At 68.1% G+C, this 20,659-nt stretch carries 19 protein-coding genes and 2 pseudogenes; 10 read left to right on the forward strand and 11 right to left on the reverse strand.

Features of this window, described 5'->3' with window-relative positions; translation table 11 throughout:
- Positions 1 to 12: 12 nt before the first annotated feature.
- A complete protein-coding gene (locus IEZ20_RS29840) occupies positions 13 to 648 on the forward strand; it encodes a TetR/AcrR family transcriptional regulator (RefSeq protein ID WP_229896311.1) in 636 nt (211 codons plus the stop codon).
- Positions 649 to 938: 290 nt separating this feature from the next.
- Positions 939 to 1,586 (forward strand): polysaccharide deacetylase family protein, encoded by a 648-nt coding sequence (locus IEZ20_RS29845; RefSeq protein WP_229896312.1) that lies wholly within the window; start codon positions 939 to 941, stop codon positions 1,584 to 1,586.
- A 323-nt stretch (positions 1,587 to 1,909) separates the two neighbouring features.
- Here the strand turns inward: IEZ20_RS29845 and IEZ20_RS29850 are convergent, their stop codons facing one another.
- Positions 1,910 to 2,542, reverse strand: a complete 633-nt coding sequence (locus IEZ20_RS29850) for a hypothetical protein (RefSeq protein ID WP_189304412.1) — start codon at positions 2,540 to 2,542, stop codon at positions 1,910 to 1,912.
- 442 nt (positions 2,543 to 2,984) lie between these two features.
- Positions 2,985 to 4,295 (reverse strand): SUKH-4 family immunity protein, encoded by a 1,311-nt coding sequence (locus IEZ20_RS29855; RefSeq protein WP_189304414.1) that lies wholly within the window; start codon positions 4,293 to 4,295, stop codon positions 2,985 to 2,987.
- A 250-nt stretch (positions 4,296 to 4,545) separates the two neighbouring features.
- Here IEZ20_RS29855 and IEZ20_RS29860 point away from each other — a divergent pair.
- Positions 4,546 to 5,374 (forward strand): IS5 family transposase gene (locus IEZ20_RS29860; protein WP_268253085.1). Its coding sequence is split into 2 segments (ribosomal slippage): positions 4,546 to 4,856 and positions 4,855 to 5,374, totalling 831 coding nucleotides; the frame shifts between segments, so codons are not numbered across the junction.
- A 117-nt stretch (positions 5,375 to 5,491) separates the two neighbouring features.
- On the opposite strand, the gene IEZ20_RS29865 is transcribed toward IEZ20_RS29860, so the two are convergent.
- The 3 genes from IEZ20_RS29865 to IEZ20_RS29875 form a co-directional block, all read right to left on the reverse strand.
- Complete coding sequence (locus IEZ20_RS29865; protein WP_189304416.1) at positions 5,492 to 5,743, reverse strand: hypothetical protein; 252 nt, start codon at positions 5,741 to 5,743, stop codon at positions 5,492 to 5,494.
- 611 nt (positions 5,744 to 6,354) lie between these two features.
- Complete coding sequence (locus IEZ20_RS29870; protein WP_189304418.1) at positions 6,355 to 7,947, reverse strand: GMC family oxidoreductase; 1,593 nt, start codon at positions 7,945 to 7,947, stop codon at positions 6,355 to 6,357.
- A gap of 65 nt (positions 7,948 to 8,012) precedes the next feature.
- A complete protein-coding gene (locus IEZ20_RS29875; protein ID WP_189304420.1) occupies positions 8,013 to 9,449 on the reverse strand; it encodes an aldehyde dehydrogenase in 1,437 nt (478 codons plus the stop codon).
- A gap of 437 nt (positions 9,450 to 9,886) precedes the next feature.
- On the opposite strand from IEZ20_RS29875, the gene IEZ20_RS29880 reads away from it, so the two are divergent.
- On the forward strand, positions 9,887 to 10,504 hold the full coding sequence (locus IEZ20_RS29880; protein WP_189304422.1) for a TetR/AcrR family transcriptional regulator: 618 nt from the start codon (positions 9,887 to 9,889) through the stop codon (positions 10,502 to 10,504).
- Between the two features lie 179 nt (positions 10,505 to 10,683).
- Here the strand turns inward: IEZ20_RS29880 and IEZ20_RS29885 are convergent, their stop codons facing one another.
- Together IEZ20_RS29885 and IEZ20_RS29890 are read right to left on the reverse strand one after the other, a co-directional pair.
- Entirely contained in the window at positions 10,684 to 11,646 is a 963-nt protein-coding gene (locus tag IEZ20_RS29885) for an NAD(P)H-dependent flavin oxidoreductase (RefSeq protein WP_189304424.1), read from the reverse strand.
- Between the two features lie 381 nt (positions 11,647 to 12,027).
- Entirely contained in the window at positions 12,028 to 12,495 is a 468-nt protein-coding gene (locus IEZ20_RS29890; RefSeq protein WP_189304426.1) for a VOC family protein, read from the reverse strand.
- Between the two features lie 341 nt (positions 12,496 to 12,836).
- On the opposite strand from IEZ20_RS29890, the gene IEZ20_RS29895 reads away from it, so the two are divergent.
- Positions 12,837 to 14,255 (forward strand): zinc-dependent alcohol dehydrogenase family protein, encoded by a 1,419-nt coding sequence (locus tag IEZ20_RS29895; RefSeq protein ID WP_229896313.1) that lies wholly within the window; start codon positions 12,837 to 12,839, stop codon positions 14,253 to 14,255.
- A 14-nt stretch (positions 14,256 to 14,269) separates the two neighbouring features.
- On the forward strand, positions 14,270 to 14,641 hold the full coding sequence (locus IEZ20_RS29900) for an ankyrin repeat domain-containing protein (protein ID WP_189304429.1): 372 nt from the start codon (positions 14,270 to 14,272) through the stop codon (positions 14,639 to 14,641).
- Here IEZ20_RS29900 and IEZ20_RS29905 read toward each other — a convergent pair.
- Together IEZ20_RS29905 and IEZ20_RS29910 are read right to left on the reverse strand one after the other, a co-directional pair.
- A pseudogene (locus IEZ20_RS29905) lies at positions 14,611 to 14,998 on the reverse strand (transposase); the annotation flags it as partial. The gene IEZ20_RS29900 and the pseudogene IEZ20_RS29905 overlap by 31 nt on opposite strands.
- Positions 14,999 to 15,483: 485 nt before the next feature.
- Complete coding sequence (locus IEZ20_RS29910; protein WP_189304431.1) at positions 15,484 to 16,002, reverse strand: winged helix-turn-helix transcriptional regulator; 519 nt, start codon at positions 16,000 to 16,002, stop codon at positions 15,484 to 15,486.
- 75 nt (positions 16,003 to 16,077) lie between these two features.
- On the opposite strand from IEZ20_RS29910, the gene IEZ20_RS29915 reads away from it, so the two are divergent.
- Together IEZ20_RS29915 and IEZ20_RS29920 are read left to right on the forward strand one after the other, a co-directional pair.
- Positions 16,078 to 16,887, forward strand: a complete 810-nt coding sequence (locus IEZ20_RS29915; RefSeq protein ID WP_189304433.1) for an SDR family oxidoreductase — start codon at positions 16,078 to 16,080, stop codon at positions 16,885 to 16,887.
- 25 nt (positions 16,888 to 16,912) lie between these two features.
- A complete protein-coding gene (locus tag IEZ20_RS29920) occupies positions 16,913 to 17,272 on the forward strand; it encodes a nuclear transport factor 2 family protein (protein WP_189304436.1) in 360 nt (119 codons plus the stop codon).
- 718 nt (positions 17,273 to 17,990) lie between these two features.
- Here the strand turns inward: IEZ20_RS29920 and IEZ20_RS39930 are convergent.
- Positions 17,991 to 18,095, reverse strand: a pseudogene (locus IEZ20_RS39930) (B/F/G family RNA polymerase sigma-70 factor); the annotation flags it as partial.
- A gap of 65 nt (positions 18,096 to 18,160) precedes the next feature.
- Between IEZ20_RS39930 and IEZ20_RS29925 the strand changes: the two are divergent.
- Complete coding sequence (locus IEZ20_RS29925; RefSeq protein WP_189304438.1) at positions 18,161 to 18,370, forward strand: hypothetical protein; 210 nt, start codon at positions 18,161 to 18,163, stop codon at positions 18,368 to 18,370.
- 550 nt (positions 18,371 to 18,920) lie between these two features.
- On the opposite strand, the gene IEZ20_RS29930 is transcribed toward IEZ20_RS29925, so the two are convergent.
- Entirely contained in the window at positions 18,921 to 19,508 is a 588-nt protein-coding gene (locus tag IEZ20_RS29930; RefSeq protein ID WP_189304440.1) for a TetR/AcrR family transcriptional regulator, read from the reverse strand.
- A 125-nt stretch (positions 19,509 to 19,633) separates the two neighbouring features.
- On the opposite strand from IEZ20_RS29930, the gene IEZ20_RS29935 reads away from it, so the two are divergent.
- Complete coding sequence (locus IEZ20_RS29935; protein ID WP_189304442.1) at positions 19,634 to 20,656, forward strand: hypothetical protein; 1,023 nt, start codon at positions 19,634 to 19,636, stop codon at positions 20,654 to 20,656.
- Positions 20,657 to 20,659 lie beyond the last annotated feature (3 nt).

The following is a 20,659-nucleotide window of genomic DNA, read 5'->3' on the forward strand; positions in this document are numbered from 1 at the left end:
GGTGAGGACCACTTGACGACAGATCAGACTTCCCCCGCCACAGGCGTGAAGCCCTTGCGTGCCGACGCACGGCGAAACCGCGCGCGGCTGCTGGAGGTCGCTGAGGCGGTCTTCACCGAGCGGGGTACGGGCGCCTCGACGGAGGAGATCGCCCGGGAGGCGAAGGTCGGCATTGCCACCGTGTTCCGACATTTCCCCACCAAGGAAGCCCTGCTCGAAGCGGTGCTCGTCCGGCGATTGGAACGGCTGGCCGAGGAGGGGCGCCGCCTGATGGCCGAGACCGGGCCGACCTACGCTCTCTTCGCGTTCTTCGACTTGGTACTGGATCAGTCTCCGGTCAAGAATGCCTTCGCCGCGGCGCTCGCGGACGCGGGAGTCGATGTGCGGGCCGCTACCTCTGAGGCCGGGCGAGCCCTGGGCGAGGTGCTCACCGTGCTCCTCGACGGCGCCCAGCAGGCTGGTGTGGTGCGACGGGACCTGGGGGTACCGGAGTTGACGGCGATCCTGGTGGGCACCTGCCGCATGCTGGAGCACCTGGACGGCCACCCGGAGTCCGCGAAGCGGGCCCGAGCGGTCGTCCGCGACGGGCTGAAGGCGCGCACCGGGAGCCCGGAAGAGCCCTTGCCTCAAGGAGGTGCCCCCTCCTGAAGGAGGAGCGGGCAGCCTACGGTCCCGGCGGTCCTGCGAACCGGGCCTGCAGCATTGCCACGCCACGGCCTCAAGGAAAGGTACCGGTCGACCGATGACGGCGGCATGGAAACACGCTCCCTCGCCGCACGCGGTCTCGTCTCCCGTCGCCTGGTGACCGCCGGCCTACTCGCTGCGGCTTGGGGGCGGCCCCCGGGCCCTCTGCCGGAGCAGCCGGGGCTTTCTCGCCGCATCGAGCGGCACCTGCGGACGAAGGGGGTCTGCGGGCGCTGTTCGGGTCGGAGAACCGTGTGATCCGTACGCGTGAACGGGTGGTCGCGGTGACGTTCAACGCGGCCTGGAACGACGCCGGTCTGGAACGCGTTCTCGGCGAGCTCGCACGTCGGCGCACGCCCGGCGCGTTCTTCCTGACCGGTGACTTCGCCGACCGGTACCCCAAGGCGGTCAAGCGGCTCGCTGCCGCTGGACACGGGTTGGGCAACCACTCCTACAGCCACCCCTACTTCAACGACCTGACCGCCGCCGGAAGGAGCCGGGAGGTGCGGGCAGCGGACCGGGCCTTGCGGGCGGCCGGGGCAGGAGCGGCCCTGACCCCGTTCTTCCGGTTCCCCTACAGCGAGACCAGCGCTGCCCAGATCAAGGAGGTCAACGGGCTGGGCTTCGCGGATATCGAATTCACCACCGACACCAACGGGTGGAAGGGCACCGAGGGCGGCATGACCGTGGGCCGCGCGGTGCGCCGGGCGCTGGACGCCCTGCGGCCGGGGATGATCCTGCAGATGCACGTCGGCACGACCGAGGGCCAGACCGACGTGATCGATGCTCGGGCCCTGCCGCGGATCCTCGACGCGATCACCGCGCGCGGTTACCGCGTCATCGACCTTCGCCTGCTCCTGACGCCCCCGGCTTCCCTCGGTACGGAGCGGGACAACCACTGAGCCACGCGGGGGCTCGCAGGCATGGAGGACGCCTCCCCAGACCGCTGGCCGCCGGCGGTCTGACGGGTGTACGCCGCGATCGAGGGCCGTCACGGGGCCGGGCGGACGAGCGGGTGGTGGCCGCCCTGAGGGAGGTGTGGGAGGCCGGACGGGATCGCTCCAGCGGGATGCTTCGGGTCGTACTCCGCTCGCAGCGGACTGCCGTACCAGCCCCGCCCGGCACTCTGCCGCTGTTGGGGGATTCGCTGCTAACGGTGGTGCCGAGTTGGTGATGATCTCTGGTACCTGAAGGGCCGGTGCGTGTTGTGCTGGTCAGTGGCTCGCTATGAGGTTGGGGGCGCGGTTGGCGGCAGGCGGGGGTTGCCGCCGGCCCAGTACAGGGCGGTGTCGATGTCGCGTGCTGTCCAGCCGTCGGCGTGTGCTCCGCCGTGGTGCAGGAGGTCGTCGAGGAGGTGTAGGTAGCGGCCGTAGCGTCCCGGAGTGGGGGTGAGGGTGAGGCCGAGTGTGTCCAGGGCGTGTTGGACGCGGCGGTCGTAGACGGCCATCCGCTGGGGGGCCGCCGCGGTCAGAACGGCCGAGGCGAGGGCGTCGCCTCTACGGAAGCCGGGCAGTTCCCCGATGATGCCGCGCCCCGCACGGGCGGCTTCGCCACGGGCGAGGGCCGTGTCGCGGACGGCGGTGACAGCCCGCTCGGTGACCTGGCGGACCTCGGTGTCGGGCAGGGACATGAGCGCCGACACCCAACGGGTTTGAGCGGAGAGTCGCTTCCAGACGACGAGGGCCGCGATGTCGGTCTTACCGAGACTGCCGGTGCGCTCGGTTCGCTGGGCGACCTCGTGGAAGACCTCGTCGTAGTGAGGTGAGACTCCTGCCAGATACCCGGCGCGGGCGGAGGTCAGCACGTCCCATACGGCAGGGAGCTCTTCGTCGGCGGTGCCTTCCGTGCTGTTTTCCATGTTCGCATCATGCCGGTTCTAGCTCGCTGGCGCGTGTGGCGGGCTCAACGCATCCGGCAAGCAGTACTGCCGGTGGCACCACCCACGGAAACGGTTCCCGCAGTCCGTCCGGCACGGTCCGCTCGACCAACTCGCTACCTGGGCGAAGCTCACTTCGCATCTGACCGCCGAGACCTACGACAGGAGCCGTGCCGTGGTGGACCGACGGATACGGGAACGGGCCTGCTTGCGGCTCATGGGCCCGGGTAGGGGCACGGCTGGCTCCGGCGCGGCCGGGGGCGGCCCGCACGGGCGCGGAGGTCTGCCGGCTTCCTCCTTGACGGCGCTGCGTGAACCCGCAGTGCGCCGACTGCCTGTCCTCGTACGGGCCCTCGGCCGATTCCGTGGTGATCACGAGCAGAGGCCGGCAGACAGCGCTACCCGGTCACCCGGCCGCACTGGCTCAGTAGCCGTCCACCCCCAGCTCCGTGATGCCGGCGTAGAGCCAGCTCCACACCCTGCCCGTCGCAGTGTCCCGGTCGGACAGGTCCGGGGCCAGTTCCGCCAGCTCCGCCAGGAACAGCTCCGTCACGTCTTCCTGGCCGCCCTCCACCGGGTACGGGTGCCAGCAGGCGTTGCGGTAGCGGTCGACGGCCTCCAGGACGCGGGTGAACACGTCGAGATCCGGGGCCAGTGGCACCAGGACCTCCTCGCCACGGCGGGTCAGGCGGCTCCGGATGTGCACGGTGCCCTCGTGACGGTGGAGGTACAGCTCGCCGTACTCGGTGACACCGAAGGCGATCAGGTCGGCGGCGGCCACCCCGTCGGGCAGGCTCTCGCCCGGCAGGGCATCTTCCGCAGGTGGGCGCATGGAGTCCAGCGGGTGGGTCTCGTACTGAGCGCTGTGGCACACCCACCAGGCGGGCAGGCCGACGTCCCGCAGATACCGCCTGCTGCCCGCGTGGACGAGTCCCTCGGGCAGGTCGCTCTCGGCGATGCGCACCACGTGCCGCGCGCCGCCGAAGGCGTCGTCGACCCGGGCCGCGGTGAGCGGACCCGTCGGCCGCCGCGTGGCGGGGGCCGGTCCCGGCGGTGGTTCCTCCGCCGACGTGGGGTCGAGGCCCGTGCCGCGCGGCCAGTCCCGCAGCGTGTCGGCGTCCGTTTCCACGACCGCTATGCCGTGCACACTCGTGACGAGATGCCGGGTCCGGCCTCCGTCCGTCGCGAAGGCCACGGCGCCCTCCCACTCCTCCGGGAGGAACAGGTCCAGGTCGTACAGCGCGAGCGCATCGGCGGTCCCGGTCCCGGCCGGCGCGTCGGTCAGCGCCGCCTCGTCCACGTCCGTCACCCGGTGGCCGGTCGCCGCGTCGAGCCAGAGGGGGCCGCGCTGGTCGGTGACCTCGACGAGTTCCCGGCCCCTGTCCACACACCGGCGCACCCGGAAGTAGTCGCCGTTCAGGCTCGGGTGGACCGGGAACCAGTGGGCCGGCCGCCACCACGCCCACACCGTCCGCCACGGCATGCCGGGACCGGCCGCCGCGATCCGGTCGGCGTACGCGTCGTGACCGGTGGCCTTCGCCGCGAAGTGCAGCCAGGATGCGAACTCCGCGGGCGTCACCTCCGCGCCCCCGAAGATCGCCTCGGCCTGCAGGAAGACCTCGCCCCCGACGCCACGGGCCCTGTCGTCATGGGAGAGATGGGCGCGCAGCGCCGCACGGTCGGCGGTCAGCAGCCGTGCGGGATCTGCCAGTACCCCGTCAAGATCATCAGTCATACGGTCATGCTGCCAGCCGGCACTGACAGCCGAGCGCGCACCCCGGGTCCTCGAACCCCTCCCGCGCGCTTCTGGAGGAGTTCCAAGACGGCGCGGCGGCAGGCCAGGGGGTGGGTGTGGCGGATCCGGGCCTCGGACCAGACAGCGGGGGAGTGGGACATACCCCGCCTCCCGCTGAGCTAGAGCGTGTCTCCTTGATGGGTTGAGCTGTTAATCGGATGTGTCTGTTCGACTGGTGATCAGCGATGTGATGTGGGACCGGATCGAGCCGTTGATGCCGGCCGATCCGGTCCGTGGGCGGCGGTGGGCGGACCATCGCCGGACTCTGGAGGCCATCGCGTGGAAGTTCCGGACGGGCTCGCCCTGGCGGGACCTGCCCGAGGAGCTCGGCTCGTTCAAGACCGCCCACAAGCGGCTGTTGCGCTGGGCGGTGGACGGCACGTGGACTCGCATCCTTGCCGCCGTTCTGGCGGCGGCGGACGCGGACGGCGACATCGGTTGGATGGTCTCGGTGGACTCCACCATCTGCCGGGCCCATCAGCACGCGGCGGGCGCCCGCAAAGGGTGACTCCGGCAGAGGCGAGCTGACTGACCACGCGCTGGGACGCTCGCGTGGTGGCCTGAGCACAAAGGTTCACCTGGCGGCCGACTCCAACGCCCGTCCCCTGGCGTTCGTCCTGACGGCTGGACAGGCTGGTGACGCGCCCGCGTTCACCGCGGTGATGGCCGCCATTCGCGTACCGCGCGGCCAGAGCGGGCGGCCGCGGACCCGGCCGGACGTGGTGCTCGCGGACCGGGCCTACTCCTCGCGCGCGATCCGCGCCCACCTGCGTGAGCGGCACGTGCGGGCTGTGATTCCACAGCTGGCGGACCAGGTCCGTCACCGTCGGCGGCGCGGCTCAAACGGCGGGAGGCCGCCGACGTTCGAGCCCGAGGCGTACAAGGGACGCAACAGCGTTGAGCGGTGCATCGCCCGGCTGAAACAGTGGCGCGGCCTGGCCATGCGAACGGACAAGCTCGCCGTCGCCTACCAGGCCGCGTTCCACCTCGCCGCGATCCTCATCTGGACCCGGCGATAATCGCCGTCAGCGGTTGCCCATCCAACGCGCGTCCGCAGGCCAAGCCAGTACCTACGCGCTCCACGACGCTGAACGCCATGCGTATGGGGACGGTGTCCTCCCCCGGGCGTCAGGTGGTTAATCCGTCTTGACGGGCACGAGTGCCCAGGCGTTATGAACTTCGGAGTCGGAAGGTGCCAGTTCGAGCATGGGCGGGAAGATCGGTTTCGTCGACACCACCAGATGCAAGTCCTTGTCGGAGACACGGATGAAGTAGGGGGTCGGCTGCGGCGCCTGCGGGGCTGCTTCGATCTTCCACTCATGGGTGGGGAAGTCACTCAACGGCCCCAGGATCACCCTCTCACCCTCCTCCGCCTCCTGGTAGCTCACGGAACGAGAGGGGAGCATCTGGGCGGGAACACTGGATAGCGCAGACGTCATCCTCGCGGACCTCCACCCTGAACTGCTGGTCCCGTTCCGGCGCAGTGCCGGCAGCCGTAACGGTCACACCCTGATCGGTCGCTGTGAGGACCTGCGGCTCCGGGCTGGTGGCGTCGGGCCAGCTGACGATGCGATAGACGCCAGAGGACAAGGTTCCCATGGGTGACTCCTTCACCTGGTAATTGCTGCGGCCGACTCCGGTCAACAGCCTCCTGCAGCGACAACTGGGCCGGACCGCAGATCGGCCGGATCACCAGGCAACACTGCCGAGGTTCAGAGGATGCGCTCCAACACGGCAAACCACCCGAACGCGGGAAACCACAAGGAGACACGCTCTAGGCCAAGCCGACAACGACCGGCCGCAGCGCAACACGCAAGGAGGCGGCCCGGACCGACCGGGCCACCTCCTTGCAACGACATCACTCTTTCAAGCTCAGTAGTAGTGCTTGTTGGCTGGTCAGGCACCCTGCGCGAGACAGGGCTTCAGAAACGACGCCGCTGGGGCGCGCCCGGTAAGTGACGGGCGCGCCCCAGCGGCGGGCTCGAGTTCAGCGAGGCCGCTACCCGATCCGCTCGGCAGCCTTTTCGGCGATCATGATCGTGGGTGCGTTGGTGTTTCCACTGATGACAGTCGGCATGACCGAGGCGTCGACGACACGCAGTCGCTCGACTCCGTAGACCTCCAGATCCGAATTGACGACGGAGTCGTGTCCGGTTCCCATGGCGCAGGTTCCCACTGGGTGATACGCCGTGGCACTCCATCTGCGGACGTGTTCTTCGAGAGCGGCGTCGTCCAGACCGTCCAGGTCGTCACTGGCCGGCAGGTACGACCGCGCGAGGTATTCAGCGAACGGTGCGCGGTGGGCGATGTCCATGACCGCTCTGAGTCCGGCGACCATGACCGACGCATCCGCGGGCACGTCGAAGTACCGGGGATCGATCAGCGGTGGGGCCTGCGGATCAGGCGACGCGAGACGGACGGTGCCGCGAGTCTGCGGGTGCAGGGGGACGCAGTTCATCGTGAACACCGGCCGGTCAGGTCCTTCCTCACCGCTGAGAATGAGTGCTGTGGCCCCTCCCACCAGTTGGACGTCAGGACGGCTTTGGCCGTCGGTTACGTTGAGGAACGCGCCGACCTCGCCGTAGTTGGAGGCGAAGGGCCCGTCGCCGTGTGTGCGCCAGCGTTCGAGGTTGTCCGGGGTGAGCAGGTCCCGGACGATATCAGTGGAGTTCCGGGTCTCCCACACGACGGGAGCCATCAAGTGGTCCTGCAGATTACGCCCGACGCCGGGCAGGGGGACTCGGACGTCTATCCCCACATCGTGCAGCTCGTCGGGATCGCCTATGCCCGACAGGAGCAGCAGCTGGGGCGAGTTGATGGATCCGCCGCAGAGCAGAATCTCCCTGTCGGCGTGGGCCGTCCGCTCCTGTCCGTCCCGGAGATAGGTGATGCCGGCCGCGCGTGATCCGTCGAGCGTGATCTTTGTTGCCACGGCGCTGGTGCGCACCGTGAGATTGGGTCGGCCGAGGGCCGGGCGCAGATAGGCGTCGGCCGTGGACCACCGTCGCCCGTGATGGCATGTCACCTGGTACAGGCCGGCGCCGACACAGGAAGCCCCCGCGAAGTCGTCGTTGCGGTCCATTCCCCATTCCACGGCGGCGTCCAGCCAGGATTGTGAGAGTTCGTGGGTGTAGGCGCGGTCCTCGACGTGCAGGGGGCCGTCCGAACCGTGGTAGGGCTCGCCGAGGCGGTGGTTGGACTCGGACTTCATGAAATAGGGCAGGATGTCGTCGTAGCCCCAGCCTTTCGCACCGTGCTCATCACGCCAGCTGTCGTAGTCGTGTCGGTTGCCCCGGGTGTAGATCATGACGTTGGTGGAGGATGAGCCGCCCAGTGTCTTGCCCCGGGGCCAGGAGAAGGCGCGCCCCGGCTGGGGCTGCTCGACCGTACGGTAGCTCCAGTCGGTATGCGATCCGAAGAGCATTCCGAGCGCGGCTGGGATGTGGATGAGTTCGTCGGTGTCGGGGCCGCCCGCTTCGAGGAGCAGCACCCGAACGCGGTCGTCGCGGCTCAGGCGGTCTGCGAGTACGCAACCGGCGCTGCCGGCGCCCACGATGACGTAGTCGAATCCTTCGATTCCGGTGGAAGTCATGCTGGTTCCCTCGCCCGGCGAGCGGCCGTCGCCCGGACTCGCCGAGCCGGGTGACGGCTGTCGCATCAGGGGTGGTAGATCGACTGGAATTGCTGGTATGCGTGAAGTCCCTCGGGCCCCAGTTCGCTGCCGAGTCCGCTGGCCTTCCTACCTCCGTAGGGGGAGGTGAGGTCGGGTAGATAGCCGTTGAGCCCGACGGTGCCGGTCCTCAAACGGCGGGCCACCTGGGCACCATGGTCCAGGTCCGTGGTCCAGACGGTGCCGGCGAGGCCGTAGGCCGACTCGTTCGCCAGGCGCACTGCCTCGTCCTCGCCGTCGTAGGGCGTGATCGTGAGGACCGGGCCGAAGATTTCTTCCTGTGCGATGGTCGATGAGTTCTCGACGTCGGCGAATACGGTGGGTTCGACGAACCAGCCTCGATCGAGGCCGGCTGGCCGGCCTCCTCCGGTGGTGAGCCGAGCCCCTTCGTTGAGGCCGGTCTTGATGTAACCCAGGACCCGTTCGCGCTGGCGCTGGCTGACGAGCGGGCCGATCTGGGTGTTGGGGTCGAGCGCATCACCGACGACGGCGTCACGGGCCATCGCCGTACAGAACTCCACCACTTCCCGATACCTGCTGCGAGGGGCCAGGATCCTAGTACTCGCGTAACACGTCTGACCGTTGTTCAGCAGACTGGCCATGAAGAACTGCTCTGCGTTCGCGGCGAGGTCGGCGTCGTCGAGGACAACGGCGGCGGACTTGCCTCCCAGTTCCAGGGTCACCGGCCGCAGCAACTCGGCGCATACGGCAGCCACTTGGCGTCCCGCTCTGGTGGATCCGGTGAACGACACCTTGTCGATGTCAAGATGGGAGACCAGATAGGCGCCGGTGTCACGGCCGCCCGGAACGATGTTGATCACACCGTCGGGAATGCCTGCTTCCTCGACGGCCTGCGCCAGCAGCACCGAGTCGAGGACCGTCTCCTGAGCCGGCTTGAGGACGAGCGCGCAACCGGCCGCCAGAGCCGGGGCCACCTTGAAGAAGGCGATGGTCTGAGGGAAGTTCCAGGTCATGATGGCGGCTACGACGCCTGCGGGTTCCCGTCGGACCAGCGTGGTGCCACGGGGCAGTCCGGTACGCAGCTGCTCGGACGTCATGCTGTCGGCCAGACCCGCGTAGTAGCGCAGCAGGGCTGACGGCACCACACCTTCGAAGGACCGGGCGACAGTGATCGGCATGCCGTTCTGCGCGCTGACGGCGGCGGAGGTCGCCCCCTTCCGGGCATCGAGCGCATCCGCGAGACGGATCATGGCGGCCGCGCGTTGTTCAGGGCCCCAGGAGGACCAGCCCGTCGGTGCGTCGAATGCGGCACGAGCGGCTCCGACCGCCCGGTCGATGTCGTCCTGCGAACCGTCCGGTACGGCACCGAGATGATCGCCGGTACTCGCGGATGCGACGTTGATGACACGGTCACCGGACGTGTGCACCCAGCGTCCGCCGATGAACAGATGGTTGGGATCCATTGGTGAACTCTCCCCACGGCATGGCCTTGGGACCACGACATTCCGTGGTATGCGATACGTGGATGAACAGCGGGCACGAGGATGCTCAGCGCGGTACGCAGGCCGCTGCCGGTCATGACTTTCCTGCGCAGTGGCCCGGCGCGTCGAACCTGCGGGCGGGCCGCATCTGCGGCGCCCCTTGCGGCTGGTACCGGCCCTGGGGGAGCGCTTTCATGATTCACAACTGAATGAATCCGACATTACACCCATCTGGGGTAATTTGTCACCAGATGGGTGAAATGCGAGAGTAGATGCTGTGGCCGTCGCCCGACGAAGGAGGGCCGGACCGGCGGCTCAAGAACTCACACGAGGCCACTGAGCATCGCAGTCGGCAGGCCGGCCCCCGGGTGCGTGACATCGCACCATGAGCAGCACGCCTCAAGGAGAGGTGGCACATCGTGAGGACATATGGCGGAGCCACGGCGGAACAGCGCGCTTCGCTCCGCCGTCGGCGCCTCATGGAAAGCGGACTCGAACTTTTCTCCACTCAGGGATACGCCCGCACATCGATCAGTGCGGTTCTCCGCCACGCCGGACTCAAAGACAGGTACTTCGCGGAAAGCTTCGCGTCCCTCGACGATCTCATGGCAGCGCTCATGAGAGACATCTACGAGGAACAGATCAGCCGGTGCACCGAGGCGATCGCCACAGACCAGCCGCTGCGCGACCGGGCTCGAAACATGATCGACGTCATCACCGGGCTACCTCTGGAAGACCCCAGAAAAGGGCGCGTCAAACTCACAGAATCCCTGGGGGCCGGTCCCCTCACAGCACGCGAACGGCGTCTGGGCCTGCAGCGCATGAGCGGCCTCGTGGACTCCCTCCTGAGAGAAGAGCTTCATGATCCCCGGATCGACACCGCCACCCTGTCCGTGGCCGTCGTGGGCGCGGTCAGCGAGATGCTGCTGAGCTGGTTCAACGGACATCTGGGCATCTCAAGGGAGGAACTGGTGGATCAGGGCCTCCTCCTCTTCGAGGCCATCACCGAGCACGCCTCGGCAACATCACGAGAATGACAGGGCAGCCACCGTCAACAGCTCCCAGAGACCACCCGGAGTCATGCGTTCACCACGCTCAGTCGACCGCATCCACCGGCGTCCGCCACCTCCCCAGCCGCGTTTCCGTCGGGTGGTGACTCAGGCGTTCACGACCGGCACGTCGAGCTTCGCCGTCCCCGCACGAGCTGGGTTGCTCGTCAGCTCAGCAGCGATCGAGGCCGTGAGGCCAGGATTGCCTCGGCCTCGTCACTGATCGTGCGGACCACTTCGGCGGCGGGACGGACGGCATCGACGAAGATCGCCGACTGGCCATAGAGAATCGCGCTCGTGTCAGGGTCGCGCGGGTCCTCAACGGGACTGACGTCCTTGGGGGGCGCGAATTCCTCTTTGCGGTCCCGCAGCGTCGCCTCGCGCTCTGACCACTCATCGGTGAACCGATTGCGGCGGACTCGTTCACCGATGGTCGCCGGCCACGGCAGCCCCGACACAATGTCGTAGGTCCGCGTCCATACGGTGTCACTGCCATCACTCTCGACGATCAGGCGCTTGTGGACATCGTTCACCTCGATCGCTTCGGGCGTGGCGAGAAACGCCGTGCCCAGCCAGGCGCCGTCCGCCCCGGCGGCGAGGACGGCCGCGAGTGTGCGGCCATCGCCAATGCCTCCTGCGGCCAGCACCGGAACATCGGGGTAGCGCCTCACGATCCCGGCCAGAAACGGCAGGAGGCCCATCGTCCCGGTATGGCCGCCGGCCTCGGTACCCTGCGCCACGAGGACATCGGCACCCGCGGCGACGGCCGTCTGTGCGTCATCGTAGTTCTGTACCTGGCACATCACCCGGGCTCCTGCGGCCTTGGCTCGAGCAAGCCACGGTTGCGGGTCGGCGAACGACAGCGCGATGACCTCTGGTCGCTCTTCCAGAGCGGCCTCGAAATGCGGTTCGGTGAAGGGGAGGAGTGGCGTGATGAAGCCGACTCCGAACGGGAGGTGAGTCGTGGCGCGAATGGTCGCGATCTCCGCACGGATCCAGTCAGGCCCTTTCCAGGGACGTGTTCCCCCGAAGGAGCCGAGCCCGCCGGCCGCGGAGACCGCGGCGGCGAGTGTTCCGCCGCTGTGCAAGCTCATCGGGGCTGCCATCACCGGGTAGGTGATACCGAACATTTCGGTGAATCTCGTATGCCACATGGGTAGACGCTAGCGAACACGGCGAGTCCGGCCTACCAGAAGCGCCGTCTCGCCCGAGTGAAGCTATTCGATCGCAAAATGGAACCGCGGAGCGCCTGACCCATCAGCCGGAGTGTTAGGTGGTGTCGTAAAGCTTGTAACACGATCTTGTTGAAGTGCTCTGGTTGGGCGTGAACGAAGTGATGATTCGGCCGTTCGGACGGCTGCGAGTACTCGGCCGTGGATCGTAGACGACGATTTGTGGTTCGACTGAGTCGCAACACACGGCAGCGCAAGGCCCGCGCTATTCTTCTCGGACGGTGCGGTGGGCGAGTAAAAGTCTGGATAACTGAGCGCATACTGATGTTGTGAGACCGATCAGGAACCAGCTCCGGGCAGCTTCTGCGACAGTTCGATCATGTTGCCCCACGGGTCGCGGAAGAACGCCAGTCGCCGGCTGATGTCCTCGATCTCGAAAGGTTCACCGATAAGGTCGACACCACGGCCAGCGAGCTCCGCACGTGCTTCGTCGACATCGTCGACATGGAAGCACATGTGCTGGTAGCCGCCGTGCTGCAGGCTGACTCCGAGGTCGTCGAGGACCTCGTTCGGGAAGGGTACCGGTCCGGCCAGCAGTTCTACATGGAAGTTGTCATCGTTGGGCGGGCAGAGGTACGCGAGCTTCAGCTCACCGTAGGGCCACTCCTGGAGCACTCGGAAATCCAGCTTCTCCGTGTACCAGGCCTTCCCCGCGTCGTAGTCGGGAACGCGGATACCAACATGGTGACCACTAAAGGATGAAAATGGGCTTGATGGGTTTTTCGGCGGGTGGGCCGGCATGGGCATCACAATCACTCCTACCCTGCTGAACCATCAGGGGATGACGGGATGAACCAGACGGTTCAGCCTATCGCCCGGTTCGCTGCGGAATAATAAAAGTCCGGACATTCGTGATCAAGTTTGATGGCTCACCGTGTAGAGCTTGTAACACGATTATGATCGGTGCTTCTTCAGTCGCATCCAGCAGATGAGGCTGCATGCCAAGGAAACGAAGGCGACGACGGCAGGCGGGATTCCGTCGCGCACCGCGAGCTCACTCATCCGCTCGGGATCGCACCTCACGGCGGGAGAGGTACCGCGTCGCTGAGCTCATCGCCGCGCATCTGCGCAGGACCGACGACTCCTGGATGACGCAGCTACAAGACGCCGCCGCACGAGCCGGGGGCGGCCCTGGTGAGCAACTCGTCGGACACTTTGACGCGCTGACGGACGCCTTCGAACGGCACGGCTTCTTCGGATGCCCGTTTGTCAGCGCGGCGGTCGAAGCGGACCTGGACGCGGAGGCCCGGGCCGTCACTATGCAGCACACTCGGCGGCGTCAGGCGTGGCTGACCGAGCTGTCCGAGAAGGCCGGCGCGGACGACGCCAGCGCGCTGGCCCGGCAGATCGGACTCCTGATTGATGGCGCCTTGGCCTTGGGACGCCTGCTGCAGGACCGCGCCGTCGTGGAGGAGCGAAGTCGACGGCACGCCTGCTCATCGGCAGTCACCTCTGATCGCGGCCGGTGCACCACCGTGCCGGCCGCATACCCACATCAACGAAGACAGGGAAGAGGTGCAGTCGTGCGCGCAGCGGTTCTCCGAGAGTTCGGCACGCCGTTGGTCCTCGCTGAGATCGACAAGCCCGACATCGGCCCGGGGCAGGTGCTGGTCAAGGTCGAGGCCAGCGGCGTCAACCCGTTGGACACCAAGATCCGGGCCGGCAAGGCGGCTCATGCCAGGCGCACGCTCCCGGCCGTCCTCGGCCTGGACCTGGCCGGCGTGGTCGAGGAGGTCGGCCCAGGTGTCCACGGCTTCACACCGGGCGACGAAGTCTTCGGCATGACCGGCGGTGTCGGTGACGTGCAGGGCTCGCTTGCCGAGTTCGCTGCCGTGGACGCGCGTCTGCTCGCGCGCAAGCCGGCCTCGCTCACCGCACGCGAGGCCGCGGCCCTGCCCCTGGTCGTCATCACGGCCTGGGAGGGACTGGTGGACCGGGCGCAGGTCCACGCGGGGCAGAGGGTCCTCATTCATGGCGGAGCTGGCGGCATCGGCCATGTGGCTGTGCAGATCACCCGTGCTAGCGGTGCCGAGGCCTTTGCCACCGCGTCACCTCCGCGACTGGAGGTCGTCCAGCGCCTGGGGGCCATCCCGATCGACTACACCGCCGCCACCGTGGACGAATACGTCGCCAAGCACACCGGCGGCGAGGGCTTCGACGTCGTCTTCGACACCGTCGGTGGTTCCGTGCTCGACGACTCCTTCACCGCGGTACGCACCTACACGGGTCATGTCGTGAGCGCCTTGGGGTGGGGAACACACAGCCTCGCGCCACTGTCGTTCCGCGGAGCGACTTACTCCGGTGTCTTCACCCTGCTGCCCCTGCTGACCGGACGCGGGCGTGAACATCACGGAGAGATCATGCGCGAGGCAGCCGCACTGGCCGATGCCGGGGCACTCAAGCCGCTTCTCGACCCCCGGCATTTCACGCTCGCTGACGTCGCCGCCGCCCACGCCGCCGTGGAGAGCGGCACCGCCCAGGGCAAGGTCGTGATCGACATCGGCTGACACCCATCCGGCCGATGACCGACCGAGCGAGGCAGGTCGCCGGATGTACATTCGTGCGCCGGGGGGCCCAGCATTTCGCGGCGGGTGAGCAGGATGCCGCGGCGGTCAGCTCTCTCTTGGCGGCGGGTGTGGGAGTGGATGTCCCCGACGAGCAGGGCAATACGCCTTTGCGGGCAGCGGTGTTCACGTATCGAGGTGATGGTGCGGTGCTGTTGCTGCTGGTCAGTGCCGGTGCCGATCCGGACATAAACCACCTTCATGGTGTGAGTCCGCGGTGCCTTGCCGACTGGCGTATTGGTTCAGATGCCGTGGTGCATCTCGGGATCGTCCCGTCTCGTAGTGCTGTTTATGCAGGTCAGGCGGCTTTGGCGGGCTGTGGCTCGTAGAAGGTTCCGTCGCGGAGCATGGCGAAGAGGACATCGGCTCGGCGTCGGGCGAGGCAGAGCAGGGCCTGGGTGTGGTGCTTGCCCTGGCTGATCTTCCTGTCGTAGGAGGCCCGCGAAGCCGGGTCGCTCAGGGCGGCGAACGCGGAAAGGAAGAAAGCCCGTTTGAGCTGCTTGTTTCCACGCCGGAAAGGTTGTTCGCCGCGGATCGAGGAGCCCGAGTTCCGGGTCGCCGGGCGAGACCGGCGTAAGCGGCGAGGTGACCGGGAAGGTGCTGCCTTCGCCGACCTCGATGAGGATCCTGGCCCCGGTCCTGACGCCCACTCCCGGCATGGACGTCAGGACCTTCAAAAGAGGGTGCCTTGATGGCCTTGGTGTAGGCGCTGGCGCGGTCCCGGCCGATGATCTCGGCGCCGGGATGCTCGGTGAGGCAGGCCGCGAACGTCTCCGAGGTGCGGTCGGGCAGTACGTCCACGACCCGGCCGGCCTCGACGTCGACCAGCACGTGCCGTAGGTGCAGCCCTTGCAGAAGGCGAACTCATCCACCCCCAGCACCCGCGGCGCACGGTCCGGCACCGCCGGCGCCGTCAGTAGCCTGAGAAGCCGGGTCCGGCCCGCGGTCAGCCGCAGCCGGTGGCACAGCCGGGCGGCGGGACGGCCGCCGAGCTCGATTGCAGAGCCTTGGAAACGACCGGTGTTGCTCCTCGCCTCACTTGATCCAGTTCTCAACGACTGGGGAGGGTTGGCAGGTATCACGCCGGCGACAAGCCGGTGCCGCAAGGCTGGTCAGGTGCAGCCCGTGCTTGCGGCCCTGCTGAAGGCTGTACGAGGCTCTTCCGGGGGGCTTACGCCTCTTCTGCGGGAATGGCCGGCCGTGCCGCGTAGCGGGTGCGCATCGCGTCGCTGGCTGCGGGGCCTGCGGTGAAGACGTAGGCGGCGCTGTCGTCGAGTCGGCGGCCGGTTTTGGCGTCGACGACGACGGGCTCGACTTCCTCGCCGCTGTGCGCATTGACGAGGATCATGCTGCGCTCCGTCGGTGCGAGGCGGGAGTTGCCCCACGCGGCGAGGGCGACGATCACCGGGCGCAGGGAGCGCCCGAGTTCGGTCAGGACGTACTCGTGCCGGACGGGGCTGGTCTGGTAGGGCCGGCGTTCCAGCAGACCGTCGGCGACCAGGGTCTTCAGCCGGGTGGTGAGCATGCTGGAGGAGATGCCCAGGCTTTCTTGGAACTGGTCGAAGCGGGTGTAGCCGTCGAAGGCGTCGTGGAGGATCAGCAGTGTCCACCACTCGCCGACGTGTTCCACCGTCGTGGACAGCGGGCACTCCCGGTCCTCTAGCCTGATCCGGCTCGCCACGGCGACCATCCCCTCAGTTACTGCTAATGTCGAAGTTAGTAGCTTCTATTTTAGCAGTCGAGACGGGAGCGGCGCCTCGTATATATGCGCCCGGGAACGGAGCACAACGTGACCACGTCCATCAGCGAATCCCTCGAAGGCCGACGCGCTCTGGTCACCGGCGGCACCAAGGGCACCGGAGCCGCGATCGTCCGACGGCTCGCCGAGGCCGGCGCGACCGTGCTGGTCACCGCCCGCAGCCGCCCCGACGACGTCGAGGAGAAGACGTTCATCACCGCCGACCTGTCCACCGCCCAGGGCGCCGCCCACGTCGCCTCCGAGGTGGACGCCCGCATGGGAGGCGTCGACATCCTGGTCAACACCCTCGGCGGCTCCGAGGCACCGGCAGGAGGATTCGCCGCGCTCGGCGAGGACGACTGGGCAAGGGAGCTGAACACGAACCTGCTGGCCGCCGTCCGCCTGGACCGCGCACTCCTCCCGCACATGATCGCCACGGGCAAGGGCGCGGTCGTGCACGTCACCTCGATCCAGCGCCGCATGCCGCTGTGGAACGGCACCCTGGCCTACGCCGCCGCCAAGGCCGCCCTGACCACCTACAGCAAGGGCCTGGCCAACCAGGTCGCCCCGTACGGCGTCCGCGTCAACACCGTCTCGCCCGGCTTCGTCCAGACCTCGGCCGCCGACAACCTCGTCGCCCGGATCGCCGACGACGCCGGCATCAGCCAGGAAGCGGCGCTGGGCCGGCTCATGGACTCCCTGGGAGGCATCCCGCTCGGCCGTCCCAACCGGCCCGAGGAGGTCGCCGAACTCGTCGCCTTCCTCGTCTCCGACCGCGCCTCGGCCATCGTCGGCGCCGAACACGTCGTCGACGGCGGCACCACCCCCACCGTCTGAACCCGCCACCACCTTCAGGATCGTCATGCACGACAACCAGCCCCGAACCATCACCCCGGACGACCTGCCCGCGGTGATCACCCGCTACCTCACAGCGCACCGCGCCCACGACACCGCCACCGCGGTCACGACGTTCACCGACGACGCCACAGTGATCGACGACGGCAACACCTACCAGGGAAGCGCCGCGATCGAGCGGTGGCTGGACCGATCCGCCACCGAATTCACGTACACCATCCACCTCACGAACGCCCAGCAGACCAACACGGCCCACTACATCGCCACACACCACCTCGAAGGCAACTTCCCCGGCGGCACCATCGATCTCCGCTATCGATTCACGCTGCGCGACGACCTCATCGAACACCTCGCCATCGAACCCTGAACCCGCTCCCACACCACCTGTTCCCGCCCACGAGAGAGACCCCACCCACCCCCGGACCGCCCCGTCCCAGCCCTCGTGCCCACCCAGCCACCCGACCAAGAACCAGCCCTCAAGTTCGGCAACCCGCAGATCAGCACTTGCACGCCTGAGGAATCAAGGCGAGCAACTCCGGGGCCATCCTCAGCACAGGGTGAGGAGATGCAAAGATCCCCATCACCCCTGAATTTCACGGAGTTCACCGCCGAGGTCCTGGCCTGGACGATGTGGTGGAACACCGAGCATCGCCTGACGGCCTCGTCGGCCAGACGCCCATCGAGGCATGGCAGGCGGATCCCACGCCGCTCTCCGACATCCCCCCAGGCCGCTCTGTGGGCTCTGATGCTGGAAGACGACGGCCGGCCGCGGAAGCTGACCAGCCACGGGGCGCGCCGGCGCGGCCGCGACTAGGTTGGCGCATAGATGGCCGGCCAGGCAGGCCGCACTGTCCGTATCCGCTACATGCCCCATCACGACCACAAGATCGAGGTCTTCGACCCTGCCGGGCCCCATCTCGGGCCTGCCCACCTCCCCGACGCCGCCACGCCCGAGCAACTCGACGCCCTGCGGCGTACCCGTACAGCCCGGGCCCGCCGCCTGCGTGAGGAAGCCAAGAAGGCTCAGGCTCTGCGCCGGCAGCGTTTCGCCCCTGCCACCACACCCACGGCCCCACAGCGCCTAAGCGCAGGTACAGGACGATGCGTTCCCGCTCGGGCAGTCGGCGCAGCCCCTCTTTGGCGGTCTCGCGGTCGATGACGACGTCGTACGAGGTGTCTGCTGCTGCGAGGGCGTGGGAGGGTGGGCGGCGCGACGGCCCTGCCCTGCCAGCAGCAGGGTGGTTCAGCCCATTGGATGATCACTTTCAAGGGCAGGCCACCGCTGGTGCTGCACCGCGACACCATGCAGGCCGACCTCCCGGACGGCTCCCGGCTGACGCTGATGCGCAAGGAGGTCCGCCTCCGGGCCGCCCGCAAGGGGCGGGTGCTGCCGAAGGAGATCACTACCGCGTCATCACCTTCGCAAAGGGCGACAAGGTCGTGCACCTGGGCACCTCCCTGCTGAACCACGAGCAGTACCCGGCGGATGAGCTGGTCGCCCTCTACCGGAACGCTGGGAGATCGAGCTGAGCTTCGACGAGATCAAGAACCACTCGGGCCCGGCGGATCGCTCCGGTCGCGGACCCCGGAGGCCGTGCGGCAGGAGCTGTGGGCCCTGCTCGCGGTCCACCAGGCCGTACGCCGGTTCGCGCACGCCGCCGCGGCGAGCACACCGGTTTTGGACGCTGACCGGCTCTCCTACCTCCGCTGCGTCCGAATCGCCCGCCGCAGCGTGCCGTTCCAACACGACACTTCCAGACGCGCGCTGACCAGCGCCTGGAAGATGCGGACGCGCCTTGGTGGAGCGGGCCGACAGCACCCGGCCGCAGCCATGCCGGGTTGCCCACTGCCGCTGCCGTCCGCCGTCGTTGCCGTCAGCGTTGCCGTCACTGCCGTGGGTGGCAAACGCCGTATGAGCCCCGCTTTAGGAGTTCGATCCGAGCGCAGTCCAGCTGCTGCCGACGACTGATGCGACGCCCGGACGCAGCCGCTGGTGTCGTCCGACGTCGTTGATGTCAGCAGTGGATGTCAGACACGTGGTTTTGCGGGGCGGGTGACAGCGCGGCGCGGGCGGCGGAGAGCACCTGCCCGGACAGCGGGGAGTTCTTGGTGGCGCGGGCCAGGAGAAGGGCGCCGAGCATGGTGCACAGCCGGGCGATGCCGTCCTCGTCGTCGGTGGCGAGCCACTGGGTGAAGTCCTGTACCCCTTCGGCGTAGGCGCGGTGCGCTCCGTGGTCGCCACTGTCCCGGGCCATGTCGGTGGCGAGCGCGGCGACGGGGCAGCCCGAGGCGGGGTTGTCCCGGTGCCGGACGGACAGGTACCCGTCGATCAGGGACTGCTGGGCCTCGACACGGTGCCCCTCGTGCTCTTCGAGTGTGGTGGCGTGGAACTCGGTCAGTTCGCCGAACGCGTGGGTGACCGCCTCGTCGATCAGGGCCTCCTTGGAGGCGAACTGCTTGTAGAAGCCGCCGTGCGTCAGGCCGGCCGCCTTCATCAGATCCGCGACGCTCACGCCCGTGCCCTGCTCGCGGAACAGCTGCGAGGCCCGTTCCACGACCCGCTGGCGGTTCGCCTGTGCCTGCGCCTGTGAGACGCGACCCATAGGGCACCTCCCTTTTGGATGCTGGACGGCATCTATCGTACGGTTGCTTTTTAGATTACTAGCATCATCTATTTTGGGCCCCCTCCCCTCGTCCCAGGGCGCGCCCCCTTTCCGGGAGACACCTCATGGCCACTCGCCTCGGCCCGGCCGCCGAAGCCGACCTGACCACCGCCACCTCCTCCTCGGCAACCGCGCCACCGGTCCGGCTCTGGCTCCAGCCGACCGTGATCGCCCTGGTCGTCGTGGCGGCCTTCATCGGCTGCTACGTCGGTCTGCAGCGCAACCCCCAGCCGCACCGGGTGCCGGTGGCTGTCGTCGGCCAGGAGCTTTCGGGCGAGATGAGCCAGGTCCTTGGTGACAGCGTCGATGTCCATCCTGTCGCCGACGCCGCCACGGGGCGCGCCGAGGTTGAGCGCCGCGATGTCGTGGCCGCGCTCAGTGGCCACGCGGACTCCGACCGGTTGCGCCTGGAGGTCGGCGGAGCCAACGGGCAGTCGACCACGACGGCCGTCAAGAGCCTGATCGGCGCCTATGCCCACGGGTCGGGCCAGCGCCTGACCACGGTGGATGTCGTCCCGTTCGCTCGGTTCGACTCGCGTGGACTGGCCGGGTTCTACCTGGCGTTCGGCGTCACACTGGCCGGCTTCGTCCTCGCCCAGAACGTTCTGGGTCTCGCGAACCATCTGCACCTGCACCACCGGTTCTGGCTGCTGTCCGGAGCCTCTGTGGCCATCGGCATCGTCGCCACCGTCATCGCCGGCCCCCTCCTCGGGGCGGTGCCTGCGCCGGTGATGCCGCTGGCCTTCGCCCTGACCCTGCTTGCCGCGGCAGCCGCGTTCACCACCAAGTTGCTGGGCACCTACCTCGGCCCGGTCGGCGTGCCCGTCGCCACCCTTTTGCTGCTCACGGTCGGCAACTCCACCAGCGGAGCGGCCATCGGCCCGGACCTCCTGCCCTCGGCCGCACACGCCGTCTCCGCCCTGCTGCCGCCGGGTGCGGCCGTTCGCGCCGTGACCGACCTGAGCTACTTCCACGGCGCGCAGGCGGTGCAGCCATTGACCACCCTCGCGCTGTGGGCGGTGATCGCCGCCATTCTGGTGGGCGTGCGTCCCCGCCTGAGGCGGCGACGCACGCGGGTTACCACCTGACCC

It is taken from the genome of Streptomyces cinerochromogenes, assembly GCF_014648635.1.
Classification (GTDB): Bacteria; Actinomycetota; Actinomycetes; order Streptomycetales; family Streptomycetaceae; genus Streptomyces; species Streptomyces cinerochromogenes.